We start from the raw sequence: 14,004 nt of genomic DNA, 5'->3' as shown, positions 1-14,004 counted from the left end.
CATGCAGGCCTTCGAGCTTTTCGGGGCCTTCGCCATAAATCGAGACACGGATGACATGACCCAGCCCGATCCCACGATTCAGGACGAGGCGGCGCGCCTGCGTGCCGAACTCGATGATGCCAATCATCGTTACTATGTGCTCGACGAACCCCGCATGACCGACGCCGACTATGACCGCAAGTTGCGGCGTCTGCAGGAAATCGAGACCGAATATCCCGAACTCGTCAGGCCCGATTCGCCCACCCAGCGGGTCGGTGCCGCACCTGCCGACGGGTTTCCGGAGATCGAGCACGCTGTGCCGATGCTGTCACTGGACAATGCCTTCGACGAGGACGAGCTGGCCGCCTTCGTCAAGCGTGTTGCCGATCGCCTCGAAATCGATGGCGAGTCGATTGCCTTCTGTTGTGAACCCAAGCTGGACGGCGCGGCGGTGTCCCTGGTCTACGAACGGGGCGAGCTGACCGCCGGCGTGACCCGTGGCGACGGCCGTACTGGCGAAGGGATCACTTCGAATCTCAGGACGCTGAAGTCGATCCCGCTGAAGCTGCGTGGCCGGCACTGGCCGGACGTACTGGAAGTGCGCGGCGAGGTGACCATGCGCCATGCCGATTTCGAGGCCATGAACGACAAGGCCCGGGAAGAGGGCGGCAAGGTGTTCGCCAACCCGCGCAATGCCGCCGCCGGCAGCCTGCGTCAGCTCGATCCGCGTATCACCGACCAGCGCCCGCTGGAATTCAGCGCTTATCAGGCGGCGCGCATCGAGCCGGATGCCGGCGATGCCAGCCACAGTGCCCTGATGGCGCGCCTGAGTGAATTCGGGTTTCGCACCAGCGCTGAGCTTCGGGTCGTGCGCGGAACCGAGGGCGTGATCGAATACTGCCGGGCGCTCGGCGAGAAGCGCGATGCCCTGGGCTATGACATCGACGGCGTGGTGATCAAGGTCGACGACCTGCGCCTGCAGCGTGAACTGGGCTTCGTGGCCCGGGCACCGCGCTGGGCCATCGCCTTCAAGTTTCCTGCCCAGGAGCAGGTGACGCGCCTCAACGACGTGGAATTCCAGGTCGGTCGCACCGGTGCCATCACGCCGGTGGCACGGCTCGAGCCGGTCTCGGTGGCCGGGGTCACGGTCTCCAACGCCACCCTGCACAATGCCGACGAGATTGCCCGGCTAGGCGTCATGATCGGCGATACGGTGGCGATCCGGCGTGCCGGCGATGTGATTCCCCAGGTGGTGCGTGTACAGGAGGAGGATCGACCCGACGACGCCCGGGAGATCGTCTTTCCCGAGCGTTGCCCGGTCTGCGACTCCCAGATCGAGCGACTCGAGGACGAGGCCGTGGCGCGCTGTTCCGGCGGCCTGTACTGTGCCGCGCAGCGCAAGGAAGCCCTCAAGCACTTCGCCAGTCGGCGTGCCCTGGACATCGAGGGGCTGGGCGAAAAGCTGATCGACCAGCTCGTCGAACTCGACTGGGTACAGACACCGGCCGACCTGTTCGCCCTCGAGGCGGAGCGTCTCGCCACCCTGCCGCGCATGGGCGAAAAATCCTCGCAGAACCTGGTGACGGCCCTGGAGAAGGCCAAGGCGACGACCTTGCCACGCTTCATCTTCGCGCTGGGAATCCGCGAAGTGGGCGAAGCCACCGCCGCCAATCTGGCGCGCCACTTCGGCACCCTGGAAGCGCTGATGGATGCCGAGCGCGATGCCCTGGAGCAGGTGGACGATGTTGGTCCCATCGTGGCCGCCCATGTGCATACCTTCTTCCGCCAGCCGCACAACCGCGACACCATCGCGGCACTGCGCCAGGCCGGCGTGCACTGGGAAGAAGCCGAGGTCGAGATCGGCCCGACCCTGCTCGAAGGGCAGAGCTGGGTGCTGACCGGCACCATGGAGAGCATGACCCGGGACGAAGGCAAGGCTCGCCTCCAGGCGCTGGGCGCCAAGGTGGCCGGCAGCGTGTCGAAGAAGACCGCCTGCCTGGTGGCCGGTGAGGCCGCCGGCAGCAAGCTGACCAAGGCCGAACAACTCGGCGTGGAAGTCATCGACGAAGCGACCTTCCTTGAACGCCTGGAAGCCTGGGAGAAAGGAGACGCACAGGATGGGTGAGCGCTTTATCGAGGTACCGCACCGGATGCTGCCGGCGGAGACTCTGGATGCCCTGCTGGAAGCCTTCGTGACCCGTCAGGGATACGACACCAGCGACACCGAGCAGGGCATGACCGGCTGGACGGCGCAGCTCAAGCGACAACTGGAGAGCGGTGAGCTGTTGATCGCCCACGACCTCGAGACCGAGACCACCGAGGTCATGACGCTGGCGCAGTGGCGCGCCTTCGGCCGCGACCTCGCCGACGACGAGGAAGAGGGGTAGGCCGCGCTACGAGATAGGTGCCGGGGATAAGGTGAAGCTAGGGTCATCCGCCGTGAACGGCGGATGTAGCACCTAGGGAAGTGGTACTGCGCTCTCGCGAAGACTCGTCGCCGGACAAGTCCATCTCTACCCATTGGGTATGAAGGGAACCCTTGACGCAGCGCTTCCTCAAACCAGCAGCGGTACGGCAATACTCGAGATCAGCAGGATCAAGGCGCCGCCAAGCCGCGACGAGATCTGTGCGAAGGGCATCAGCGACATGCGACGTGCCGCGGAGAGCACCGCGACGTCGCCGGTACCGCCCATGTTGGCCATGCACAGCCCGGCAGTGATCGCCGATTCGATCGGGTAGAAGCCGACCAGCTTGCCGACCAGACCGGCGCCGAAGGCCGCCCCGGCAACCACCGCGAAGACGATCATCACATAGGTCAGCGAGATGGCGTCGATCACCTGGCCGAGGTCGGTATAGGCGATGCCGATGCCGAACAGCAGGGCGAAGGTCCAGTTGCGGGCGACGAACTGGAACCATTGGGCGGCCGAGTCGTTGATCGAGTCCGGCACTACGTCGAGGATCTTGAGTACGGCGACCAGCACGATCATCAGCGCATAAGGATGCAGCGGGATGACCAGGCCCAGCAGCTGGCCGGCGGTGAACAGCGTCAGGGCCGCCACCACGCCGACGCCCAGCTTGCCCAACTCGGGTGTGCTCTGGTGTTCCTCGACCTCGACGCCAGGCATCATCTGGCCATCGCCGGTCAAGCCGGGGAAGCGCTTGCCGAGGCCGTTGAGCAGTCCGGCGACGATGATGGCGAAGACGTTGCCCAGCGCCAGTGCCGGCACCAGGATCGAGATGTAGTAGCTGGCCGGTTGCCCCAGCAGTTGTTCATAGATCTGGCTCATCGGCACCGCGCCGGCCCCCATGCCGCCGCCGAGGATCGGCAGGGTGATCACCACCACGGCATCCTGGGCGGAAAAGCCCAGCAGCGTGCCGACCGCCATGGCGAACAAGGCAGCGCCCAGTACCGCGCAGAGCAGCGGCAGTGCGTAGCGCGAGCCGACCTTGACCAGCACTCCGGAATCCATGCCCAGGATGCTGCCGGTGATCAGCGCGGCGATATAGAAGTTGAGAAAGCCACCGCCCTTCATGAAGTCGGTGACGTTGTCGACCACCGGGGCGGGCAGCCAGCCGAGATAGACCAGGCTGGCGGCACCGAAGATCGCCAGGATGGCGCCGCCGCCCAGATAAGTCTTGAGGATCGGCAGACGGTCGCCGATGAAGCCGAGGCACTCGCCGAGCAGCATCATCACCAGCAGGGCGCCGATCATGCCGGTGGGCAGGCTGTCTGTGACGATGGCTGCGACCATGACCGCCAGGGCCAGGGCGAAGATGGGCAACGGCATGCCGAAGATGCGCTGAGCGAGCCAGGCATGCGACGTCGCGGTGTGCGGCGCGGCCTGCTCCGTCAGGGACTGACTCATGGGATTCTCCTTGGAGCGGGTCATTTCGTGCGAGATGACGGTGAGCGGACAGCCTGTCTTGGCCGTCGACTGCTGATGGCTGGCGACGAGGATAGGCCTCTCACGCACCGCGCCAAGATTGGGGAAGTTGTTAAAGCGTTTTGAAAATATTGAAAGTCAAAGCGCGCTTGACGGCATAGCGGCAGGGTGCCTGGAATGCCACCAAGGTCGAATGTCTTCCTGTCATGTCCTGCTGTCCGGAGCCGTTTCCATGCCACGCCCCCACCTGCGTTTGAACAGTCTGATCTTCCTGCTGGTGGCGGTGATGGTGATTCTCTCGCTGGGCCTGGCGTTGTGGCTGTTCACCGCCCAGTTGGATGAAGCGCTCGAACAGTCGCAGGCGAGGCGTGTCACCGACCTGGCCCAGACCCTGGCCGACGAATCTGGAGTGCGTGCGGCGCTGCTCGAGCGACGCCGGCAGCCAGCCGTCGCTACGGGGGACGCTGCCCTCCAATCGCGTATCGACGGGCTGCGGCAACGTCTGGGCGTCGATTTCATGGTGGTCATGGACGACCGTTCGACGCGTCTGACTCACCCGGAGCCGTCACGCATCGGTCACCACTTCCGCGGTGGCGACGAAGACCGGGCTCTGGCCGGCGAGGTCTATCACTCGCGGGCGGAGGGTACCCTGGGCACCAGCATCCGTGGCTTCGCGCCAGTTCGCGATGACCAGGGCGAGGTGATCGGCGCGGTAGCGGTGGGAGTGACGCTCGATTCCCTGGGGGCGTTGCTCGCCGATAACCGTCGTGACGTGATGGTCGGGGTGCTCCTGCTGATGATCGTCGGTGCCCTGGGCGCACGCTGGTTGGCACGCTACATCAAACGCGTACTACTGGGGCTCGAGCCCTATCAGATCACGCGCCTGGTGGAGGAGCGCCAGGCCATGCTGGCTTCAGTGCATGAGGGGATCCTGGCGGTGGATCGCGAAGCGCGCATCACCCTGGCCAATCCGACTGCCCGGCAACTGCTGGCCGGTGCCGGGCTGGGGTCGCCGCCCCTGGGCGAGGCGGTGGCCGACTATCTGCCGCACAGCGGCTTGCCCGAGGTGCTCGCCGGCGATGGCGAGAAGCTCGATCGGGAACTCGACCTCAACGGCCAGGTGGTGCTCGCCAATCGCCTGCCGATCCATCATCGTGGGCAAGTGATCGGCGCCATCGCTACCTTTCGCGACAAGAGCGAGGTCAATGCCCTGGCCGAGCAGTTGACCGGCGTCAGTCGCTACGCGGAGGCCCTGCGCGCTACCACCCATGAGTTCAAGAATCAGCGCCATGTCATGCTGGGGCTGGCGCAGATGGGAGATCTCGACAGCCTGCGCGGCTATCTGGGGGAACTGGTCGATCATCACGTCACACAGGGGGTGGTCCTGGCTTCGGACATCGAAGATCCGGTGCTGGCAGGCTTTCTGCTCGGCAAGTGCAGTGAGGCCCGGGAGCGCAATCTGCACCTCGAGGTGTTGCTCGAGTCGAGCCTGCCCACGCCGGCCGAGTCGGCATCGGCGCATACGTTGGTCACGGTGCTGGGCAATTTGCTGGAAAACGCCTTCGATGCCGTCGAGGGCCGAGACGAACGGTGCGTGACGTTGACGCTGAGTTGGGACGAAGACCTGCTCGACGTGCACGTTCAGGACACCGGCGATGGCATTGCGCCCCGGGTTCGCGAGCGGTTGTTCGAGCCCGGTGTCTCGACCAAGGGCGTGCGTCGTGGCCTGGGGTTGAGTGCGGTACGTGAACGGGTCGAGGCGTGCGGCGGCAGCCTGGCGGTCTACAGCGAGACGGGCCGGGGCGCCTTGTTCGAAGTCGAGCTGCCTTATCCGGTGGCTTCGCAAAGCGGCGAAGGAGAAGGATGATGCGCGTGCTGATCGTCGAGGATGACCCCATGGTCATGCGCCTCAATGTCGAGTACCTCAATCGACTGGACGACATGCAACTGGTCGCCCAGTGCGATGGCGTGCCGGCGGCGATCGATGTGCTCGAGCGCGAGGCGGTTGACCTCGTGTTGCTCGACATCTACCTGCGCAATCGCAGCGGCCTCGAGGTCGTCCGGTATCTGCAGCGCAACGGACGCGATGTCGAGGTGGTGCTGATCACCGCCGCCGCCGAGACCGCAATGGTGCGCACCGCGCGACGCCTGGGGGTCAGCGACTATCTGGTCAAGCCATTCACCTTCGAGCGCTTCCGCGATGCTCTGCTGGCCTGCCGACAGGCACGCGACGCCCTGGCCGAACTGCCGAGCCAGGTGGCCCAGCGCGATATTGATCGGTTGTTCCAGCCGGCTCAGCCTTCCGCGCCGCGTCGGGCAGGCGATCTGCCCAAGGGACTGACCGTGCCGACCCTGACGCGAGTGGCGAGGGCGATCCTCGAACTCGATGACGACGCCTTCACCACCGAGGCCTTGCTGCCGGCCACCGGCATGTCGCGGGTCTCGGTGCGCAAGTATCTCAAGTACCTGACCGACATCGAGTTGCTCGACGAATCCTTCCACTACGGTCAGGTGGGGCGGCCTTCCTTCACTTATCGGTGTCTCGACCGGCGCTCGTTGGGGAGGCTGGCCGATAACTAATAGAGTCTCTTTCTCAGCCGCCGCGAATCAGCTCGCGGATCAGTCGTCGTCCCGGATGCAGGTGGTCGACCAGGGGCGCTTCCAGGGGCATCGGTTCGTCGCAGATGCGCGAGGCGATGACCTCGGCGCATAGCGGGGCGCTGGCCAGTCCTCGGGAGCCATGGGCGGCACTGATCCACAACCCCGGATGATGCTGTCCGGCGAGGTCGGGAATCCGGGTGGCGTCCTTGGCCAGCAGCGCATAGGCCTGGCGCCAGGCGGCGGCGTCCGGGACGGGACCGGCGTAGGGTGTCTTGTCCGGACTCGCCGCGCGCACCGCAGCGCGCCCGTCGAATGCCGCCGTGTCGAGCGGTGCTCCCGATCCTTCCAGGGCCGCGGCATAGCCGGGGAGGGTGCGGGTCAGTTCGTCGCGGTTGGCCCGGTGGTCGGCGTCGCTCACCCGGGTATCCGTCTCGTTGGGGCGGAAGGTGGCGCCGAAGGTCAGCCGGCCCTCCCGGGGCGGTGCCACATAGCCGCCCGCGCAGATCACCCGGCTCGGTGCGGGGGCGTTCTCGGGCAGCGTCAGGCTCGAGACCTGGCCGCGCACCGGCTGGAGTGGCAGGTCGGCGGTCTGGGTGAAACGGTTGGCCAGGCTAGCCGTGGCGATCACCACCTGATCGGCATCGAACTCGTCTGGCCCTTGGTCGGTCGTCATCGACAGCCGCCATCCCTCGGGCGTGGCGGTGATGTCGTCGACCTCGGCGCGCAGTAAGGTCACGCCGGGCGTGGCGGCGAGTCGTCGACACAGCGCATCCGGCCGCACCCAGCCGGCAAGCGGGTACTCGAGGCCGCCATTCTCGATCGGGATGTCGGCGAGCTGGCTGGCCTGCTCCGAGGACACGCCGCGCACCACGCTGTCGGGCAGCGGATGGTTGGCGAGGAAGGCGGTCTGGCGCTTCGCCTCGCGCGGGGTGGTGGCAAGCTGCAGTACGCCGCAGGGTTGCCACAGGCTGCCATCGGGGTCGAGTGCATCGAGCCAGCGTCGGCTGTGCAGCAGGCCGGCCAGATAGCAGCGACTCTGGTCGTTGGTCTCGGCGGCGAGCTTGACGTAGAGCACGCCCTGGCGATTGCCGGAGGCACCGGCACCGGGGCCTTCGCGGTCGATCAGCGTCACCGCCACGCCGCGCCGGGCCAGGGCGGCGGCCACGCTGGTGCCGGCGATGCCGCCGCCGATGACCGCCACTCGCCGCCTCGGGCAAGGGGCGGGCGGTGTGAACCAGGGCGTGGCACGACGACGTTCGTCCGCCGGAGGCGTGGCGATCTCGCCGGCGAGCATCTCGCGCTTGCGACCGAAGCCGGGCACCTTGCGCCAGGCGAAACCGGCGGCCGCGAGGCCGCGCTTGACCACACCGGCACAGGTGAAGGTGGCGAAGGTAGCACCGGGGCGCGAGCGCGCCGCCATGGCGGCGAACAGCGCCGGCTGCCACATGTCGGGATTGCGGGCAGGGGCGAAGCCATCGAGGAACCAGGCATCGACTCGGCCGTCGAGCCATCGCAGGCGCTCGGCCGTGTCGCCGAAGTGCAGGTCCAGGGTCACGCGAGCGTCGAGCCACAGGCGGTGCACGCCGCTGACCGGCTCGGGCCACTGGGCCAGCAGCACCGCCGCGCGGTCGGCAAGGTCGGGCCAGGCGGCCAGAGCCCTGGCCAGGTCACGACGGTCGAGCGGGTAGAGCTCCGTGGAGACCAGGTGCAGCCTGGCGCGGGCGGGCGCATGGGCATCGAAACAGGCCCAGGCACACAGCATGTTCAGCCCGGTGCCGAAGCCGGTCTCGCCGATGACGAATGGACGGTCTTCCGTCCAGTCCTGGAAACGCTCGGGCAGGCGGTTGGCGTCGAGGAAGACGTGCTCGGTCTCGGCGCGTCCGTCATGGCGCGAGAAATAGACATCGTCGAATTCGCTCGAGTGCGGCGTGTCTTCCCCGCCGTCGTCGGGTCGCCAGTCGAGGTGGGCCCGGGTCAGGCCGGCGAGCGGCGGCAACGGATCATGGGCGGGGGGCAAGACGTGACTCCGCGTCTGTTGGTCAAAATTTGATCGATGTCGTCATGGCGGCATGGCGACCGGGCCTGGGAGATGCGTCCGCGGCGTTTCAACAATGTTATCCACAGTATCTGTGGGAAATCCGCGGTGGATAACTCAAGGCGTCGCCGGGATCAGGGCAGCACCCGCTTGAAGGGCTTCACGGTGACCCTGGCGTAGACGCCGGCGATGACGAAGGGGTCGGCGTCGGCCCAGGCCTGTGCACTTTCCAGGTCGTCGAACTCGGCGATCACCAGGCTGCCGCTGAAACCCGCGTCGCCCGGCGACTCGCTGTCGATGGCGGGGTGCGGGCCGGCCAGCACCAGGCGACCCTCGTCGCGCAGCGCCTCGAGGCGGGCCAGGTGGTCGGGACGTGCGGCCAGGCGCCGCTCCAGGCTGTCATTCACATCTTCACTGATGATGGCGTAGAGCATCTCGGATAGTCCTCGGTAAAGCGGCTTGCACCGCGTGAACGAGAGGGCTCAGCATTGACCCCCATGGGCCGCGCGAGCAACATGGACGTTATTCTGACAAAGACACCTGCCGGCGTCATGCCAATGAATGCACTTCCCGAGCGTTTCGAGGGCGAAGCGCTCTCCATCGACCTTCACATGCACTCCACCGCGTCCGATGGGGCCCTGTCGCCCGAGGCGCTGGTCGAGGCGTGCGCGGCGCGTGGGCTGACCCACATGGCATTGACCGACCACGATACCGTCGCCGGTGTCGAACGGGCGCGTGCTGCCGGCGAGCGTCACGGCGTGGTGGTGCTGCCCGGCACCGAGCTGTCCTGCCAATGGCGGGGCCTCAACATCCATGTGGTGGGGTTGCTGCCGGCGGGCGTTCAGGGCGAGCTTGCCGTGGGACTGGAGCATCAGGCCGAGGCGCGCGAGCGCCGTGCCGTGCAGATCGCCGCGCGCATGGAACGGATCGGCCTGGCGAACGCCCTCGAGCGAGCCCGGGAACAGGCTGGCTCGGATCGCCCCCTGGGCCGCCCGGACTTCGCGCGGGCGCTGGTGGCGGCGGAGCTGGTCCCCGATATGGCCACTGCCTTTCGTCGTCATCTGGGCAACGGCAAGGCGGGGGACATCAAGGCCCATTGGCCGCCGCTTTCCACGGTCGTGGCCTGGGTGCTCGATGCCGGCGGCGTGGCGGCGCTGGCGCATCCGCTGCGTTACGGCCTGACCCGTCGCAAGCGCGGGCAACTGCTCGACGACTTCCATGCCGCCGGAGGCCAGGCCTCCGAGCTGGTCAGCGGCTTCCAGAATCCCGATGTCACGCGCGACCTGGCGCGCCAACTGGACGAGCGGGGCCTGCTGGCCTCGCTCGGCAGCGACTTCCACTTCCCCGGCGGCCACCTGGCACCGGGCAGCATGACAGCGGTGCCGCGTACGGCGGTGGCACCGGTCTGGACCCATCCTCGTCTCGCGGCCACGTTCGGCCGCTCCATGCCGGCGGCCTGAGCCGGCGAATGTCCCCGACAGAACAGGGAGCGCCCATGAGCCAGTTCTTCCAGATTCATCCCGAAAATCCCCAGAAGCGACTCATCGATCAGGCGGTCCGTATCATCCGCGATGGCGGCGTGATCGCCTATCCCACCGACTCGGGTTATGCCCTGGGCTGCCATCTCGGCGACAAGAAGGCCATCGAGCGCATCAAGTGGTTGCGTTCCCTCGATGACAAGCACAACTTCACCCTGGTGTGCTCGGACCTGTCCGAGATCGGCACCTACGCCAAGGTGGACAACGCCGTCTTTCGCCTGCTCAAGGCGCATACGCCCGGCGCCTATACCTTCATCCTCCAGGCCACCAGCGAGGTGCCGCGGCTGTTGCTGCATCCCAAGCGTCGCTCCATCGGCGTGCGTGTGCCGGACCATCCGATTCCCCGGGCGCTGCTCGCCGAGCTGGGTGAACCCTTGATGAGCGTGACGCTGATCCCGGTGGGGGAAGAGCAGCCGATGACCGAGGCCGAGGAAATCCGCGAGCGCTTCGGCGCGCACCTGGATCTGGTCATCGATGGCGGCGCCTGTCACCTGGAACCGACCAGCGTCATCGATCTGCGCGAACTTCCGCCGCAGATCGTCCGCGAGGGACGCGGGGATATCGCTCCCTTCCAGGAATAACTGTCGCAAAGCGTCCCGCTGTGGCGTGACGCATCTCCCCTGGTCCGGCCGTGTGCCGGGCCTTCACGACGCTCGACGCGGCGTGCCACCCCGTTTCCTGAAGCGCAGCACGATCAAGCCGATGCCGACGATCACCAGGCCGCCCCCGATCAGCTTGTGGGGGCCCAGTGAATCGCCGAGCAGCAAGACGCCGAGCCCCACCGCGAGTACCGGAACCAGCAGCGTCAACGGCACCACGCGATTGACGGGGTGACGGCGCAGCAAGCCATACCAGGCGCCATAGGCGACGATCGAGGACATCACCGCCGTGTAGAAGACTGCCCCCCAGCCGATCCAGCCGGCGTCACCGAGCGCTGCCAGTTGGTCCCGTTCGAGCCACCATGACCCCAGCGCGACCTGTGGGATGGCGAACAGGGCCACCCAGCCGGCCAGTGCCAGGGGCGGCACATTGGGCCCGCGCTTGATCAGCAACTGCGAGATGGCCCAGCCGAGAGCACTGGTGAGCAGCAGGGCGGTGGGCAGCGGGGCGGGCAATGTCGGGCCGCCGGCCAGCACCATGATGCCGGCGAAGGAGAGGATCAGGCCCGTCAGGCGGCGGAACCCCAGGCGCTCCTTGAGCACGATCACCGCCAGCAGGGTGGCGAAGGGCGTGCCCATCTGTACCAGCAGGGCGCCGGTTCCCGCTTCGGCCTGACCGAGGCCGATGAACAGCAGGGCGAAGTGCAGCGTGCCGAAGGTCAGCGACAGCAAGGCCAGAAAGGGCAGCTGGTGGCGGGCGACCGGATGAAAGGGCACGAGCAGCAGGGCCACCAGGGCAAAGCGCAGCGTGGTCAGCAGCAGGGGTGGCATGTCGGCCACGCCGACCTTGATGACGATGATGTTCAGCGCCCAGATGACGATGACACCCAGGCCGATGGACAGGTCGCGAAGTGGCACGAGGCTTCCTCGGTCGATGGCGAGCAGGAAGTCGCCAGCATAGCAGACGAGGTGGCGTGCGCGGGCAGGGGCGCGGGTAGAGCCGCTCGGCTCTACCCGCGAGTGACAGGGATGTCACGAGTCAAAACGCAGAGTTCACAGGGAATAAATGAGCATTTTGATTGGATTTTCAGCGTCGTATAACCGAGCGTAGACACTTTCCGGATAGTGCCTAGAAGGTCCAGCGAACCATGGCCTGTGGAAAGGACTCGTCGGTGTCCTCCAGGCCGAACTTGTTTTCCCAGTGCTGATATTCCATGCCGATGCCGAGATGCTCGGTGGCGTGCCAGACCAGTTGCGGCTGGGTCAGCAACTGGGCTTCCAGGTCGCCTTCCTCGGTGATGTAGTCGATGAAGCCCTCGAAGCTGAAGTCGGCGCCGCCCAGCGTGAAGGGCAGGTTCCACGCCGCCGTGTACTGCTCGGAACTGCCGCGGGCCGCGCTGCTCTCGTCGTTGCGATACATGGCAAAGAGCTTGAAGAACTGGAAGCCCGGTATCTGCAGGTCGGCGGACAGGCCGGCCATATGGGTGGTCTTGCGTACCGAGGAGTTGCGATCGATGTCCAGTTGCCCGGTGACATAGAAGTCGCTGACCGGCCCGATGGACAGGTCGTGGCCACTGAGCTCACCGATGTTGCCGCGCAGGTTCCACTCGGCGTGCACGCTGCCGTAGTCGTCCTCGCCCTCGCTGCCATGATCCAGGTTGGTGACATCGACGAAGAAGAAGCTGTCGCCATAGGTCCAGCCCGTGGCGTTGGCCAGGGTCAGAATGGCGTGTTCCTCGTTGTCGATGGGAAAACCGGCTCCGGCCTGACTCTCGTAATTCCAGCCATACAACGCTTCCACCTTGGTGGTGCTGTATTGGGCGGCATTGGCGCCCTGAGCCAGGCACATCGAAGCGGCGGCGGTGGCCAGGACGAGTCGTGTCTTGTTGAGCATCATGAGTCTCCGCTGTTCATTGGATGTTGTCGTTGGAGCGGGTCGATGCCTCGAGCGGCCCTGCCGTTGGAGGGATCCCGGCACTGTCGGTGGCAGGAGCGCCACGCTGGGTAGCAGAGGGGCGCTGTCGAAGCTTGTTGTTGTGTCATTGTTTGTAGACAAGTGAGCGTCACATTGTCTGACAGTGCTTGTATACAGTTATAAAATCTATAGCGCCCATCGGCAATGGTTTTTGTGTACAAAAGTGTCTGTCGCTTGGCCACGTTGGGAGCCGGCCCTTGTGAGGGACGGTGTCTTGCATGCATATTTAAACGTTGTGAACAACAAGGCCCTCTGGCATCTGGAGAAGATGGAGCCGGCCCGACAATCAATAACCGCAACGCGGATACCAAGGACACGTCATGCCAACGACCCGCCCCCTTTCACGATTCGTCGCCACCCTGGCTGGCGCCGCCCTCCTGACCTCGGCATTGACCGCCCAGGCCCGGGAGCTTTCCGTTTCCACCGTGTTGTCCGACGCCTTTCCCTGGGGACAGGCCGCGCAGAAATGGGCCGAGCTGGTGGAAGAACGCTCCGACGGCGAACTGACGCTGCGCGTCTATCCCAATGCCCAACTGGTCAGCGGTGACCAGACCCAGGAGTTCTCTGCCATGCGCTCCGGGTTGATCGACCTGGCGGTCGGCTCGACCATCAACTGGTCGCCCCAGGTGCCGGCGCTCAACCTGTTCTCGTTGCCCTTCCTGCTGCCCGATGCAGAGGCCGTCGATGCGGTGACCGGCGGCGAAACCGGCGAGATGATCTTCTCCGCCATCGAGGAAAAGGGCGTGGTACCGCTCGCCTGGGGCGAGAACGGCTTCCGTCAGCTTTCCAACTCCAGCGGTACCATCGACGAGCCGGCCGATCTCGAGGGGCTCAAGATCCGTGTGGTGGGCTCGCCGCTGTTCCAGGACACCTTCACCGCCCTGGGGGCCAATCCGACCCAGATGAGCTGGGCCGATGCCAAGCCGGCATTGACCACCGGGGCGGTGGATGGCCAGGAAAATCCCCTGTCGGTATTCGATGTGGCGCGCATCGACCAGGTGGGGCAGACGCACCTGACCCTGTGGAACTACATGAACGACCCGCTGGTGTTCGCCGCCAACCGCCAGGTGTGGGGTTCGCTCTCCGAGTCGCAGCGCGAGATGCTGCGCGAGACGGCCGTCGAGGCCGGAGCCTGGGAGATCGCCAAGACGCGTGAGGAAGAGGCCGCGCGGCTGGAGGCGATCCGTGAGCGCGGGGTGAATGTCACCGAGCTGTCCGAAGCGCAGCACCAGGCCTTCGTCGAGGCTACCGAGAGCGTCCATGACAAGTGGGTGCCGCGTATCGGCGAGGAGATCGTGGAGGCGGCCCGCCGCGATATCGACGCGTCCGAATGATGCGCTGAATGCGCCCGGTCGGCGTGCCGGGCGCTACCGCTCACCCGCCAAGAACCCCC

At 66.1% G+C, this 14,004-nt stretch carries 12 protein-coding genes; 7 read left to right on the top strand and 5 right to left on the bottom strand.

Annotated features, from left to right (window positions below):
* Positions 1-55: 55 nt before the first annotated feature.
* Both ligA and HELO_RS14895 read left to right on the top strand, forming a co-directional pair.
* Entirely contained in the window at positions 56-2,104 is a 2,049-nt protein-coding gene (gene ligA / locus HELO_RS14900) for an NAD-dependent DNA ligase LigA (protein ID WP_041602178.1), read from the top strand.
* Entirely contained in the window at positions 2,097-2,366 is a 270-nt protein-coding gene (locus tag HELO_RS14895; protein WP_013333474.1) for a YheU family protein, read from the top strand. Before ligA ends, HELO_RS14895 begins: the two co-directional genes overlap by 8 nt.
* A gap of 168 nt (positions 2,367-2,534) precedes the next feature.
* Here the strand turns inward: HELO_RS14895 and HELO_RS14890 are convergent, their stop codons facing one another.
* A complete protein-coding gene (locus HELO_RS14890) occupies positions 2,535-3,845 on the bottom strand; it encodes a 2-hydroxycarboxylate transporter family protein (protein WP_041602177.1) in 1,311 nt (436 codons plus the stop codon).
* A 250-nt stretch (positions 3,846-4,095) separates the two neighbouring features.
* Here HELO_RS14890 and dcuS point away from each other — a divergent pair, with 250 nt between their 5' ends.
* Positions 4,096-5,730: a DcuS/MalK family sensor histidine kinase gene (dcuS, locus tag HELO_RS14885; RefSeq protein WP_013333472.1), complete on the top strand. Its 1,635-nt coding sequence runs from the start codon at positions 4,096-4,098 to the stop codon at positions 5,728-5,730.
* Positions 5,727-6,443: a response regulator gene (locus tag HELO_RS14880; protein WP_013333471.1), complete on the top strand. Its 717-nt coding sequence runs from the start codon at positions 5,727-5,729 to the stop codon at positions 6,441-6,443. The genes dcuS and HELO_RS14880 overlap by 4 nt, the downstream gene beginning before the upstream one ends.
* Positions 6,444-6,456: 13 nt before the next feature.
* Here the strand turns inward: HELO_RS14880 and mnmC are convergent, their stop codons facing one another.
* Both mnmC and HELO_RS14870 read right to left on the bottom strand, forming a co-directional pair.
* Complete coding sequence (gene mnmC / locus HELO_RS14875) at positions 6,457-8,481, bottom strand: bifunctional tRNA (5-methylaminomethyl-2-thiouridine)(34)-methyltransferase MnmD/FAD-dependent 5-carboxymethylaminomethyl-2-thiouridine(34) oxidoreductase MnmC (RefSeq protein ID WP_013333470.1); 2,025 nt, start codon at positions 8,479-8,481, stop codon at positions 6,457-6,459.
* Between the two features lie 152 nt (positions 8,482-8,633).
* Positions 8,634-8,933, bottom strand: coding sequence for a YciI family protein (locus HELO_RS14870; RefSeq protein WP_013333469.1), 300 nt, complete (start codon positions 8,931-8,933; stop codon positions 8,634-8,636).
* Positions 8,934-9,050: 117 nt separating this feature from the next.
* On the opposite strand from HELO_RS14870, the gene HELO_RS14865 reads away from it, so the two are divergent.
* Both HELO_RS14865 and HELO_RS14860 read left to right on the top strand, forming a co-directional pair.
* Positions 9,051-9,959, top strand: a complete 909-nt coding sequence (locus tag HELO_RS14865; protein WP_041602646.1) for a PHP domain-containing protein — start codon at positions 9,051-9,053, stop codon at positions 9,957-9,959.
* A 35-nt stretch (positions 9,960-9,994) separates the two neighbouring features.
* Positions 9,995-10,618 (top strand): L-threonylcarbamoyladenylate synthase, encoded by a 624-nt coding sequence (locus HELO_RS14860; RefSeq protein WP_013333467.1) that lies wholly within the window; start codon positions 9,995-9,997, stop codon positions 10,616-10,618.
* A 63-nt stretch (positions 10,619-10,681) separates the two neighbouring features.
* Here HELO_RS14860 and HELO_RS14855 read toward each other — a convergent pair whose 3' ends face one another.
* Both HELO_RS14855 and HELO_RS14850 read right to left on the bottom strand, forming a co-directional pair.
* A complete protein-coding gene (locus tag HELO_RS14855) occupies positions 10,682-11,554 on the bottom strand; it encodes a DMT family transporter (protein WP_013333466.1) in 873 nt (290 codons plus the stop codon).
* A 211-nt stretch (positions 11,555-11,765) separates the two neighbouring features.
* Entirely contained in the window at positions 11,766-12,533 is a 768-nt protein-coding gene (locus HELO_RS14850) for an outer membrane protein OmpK (RefSeq protein WP_013333465.1), read from the bottom strand.
* 398 nt (positions 12,534-12,931) lie between these two features.
* Here HELO_RS14850 and HELO_RS14845 point away from each other — a divergent pair, with 398 nt between their 5' ends.
* A complete protein-coding gene (locus HELO_RS14845; RefSeq protein ID WP_013333464.1) occupies positions 12,932-13,945 on the top strand; it encodes a DctP family TRAP transporter solute-binding subunit in 1,014 nt (337 codons plus the stop codon).
* Positions 13,946-14,004: the final 59 nt, after the last annotated feature.

This window comes from Halomonas elongata DSM 2581, from assembly GCF_000196875.2.
GTDB lineage: Bacteria > Pseudomonadota > Gammaproteobacteria > Pseudomonadales > Halomonadaceae > Halomonas > Halomonas elongata.
Note: the sequence above shows the minus strand (reverse complement) of the source record. Positions and strands in the feature narration are given on the sequence as shown.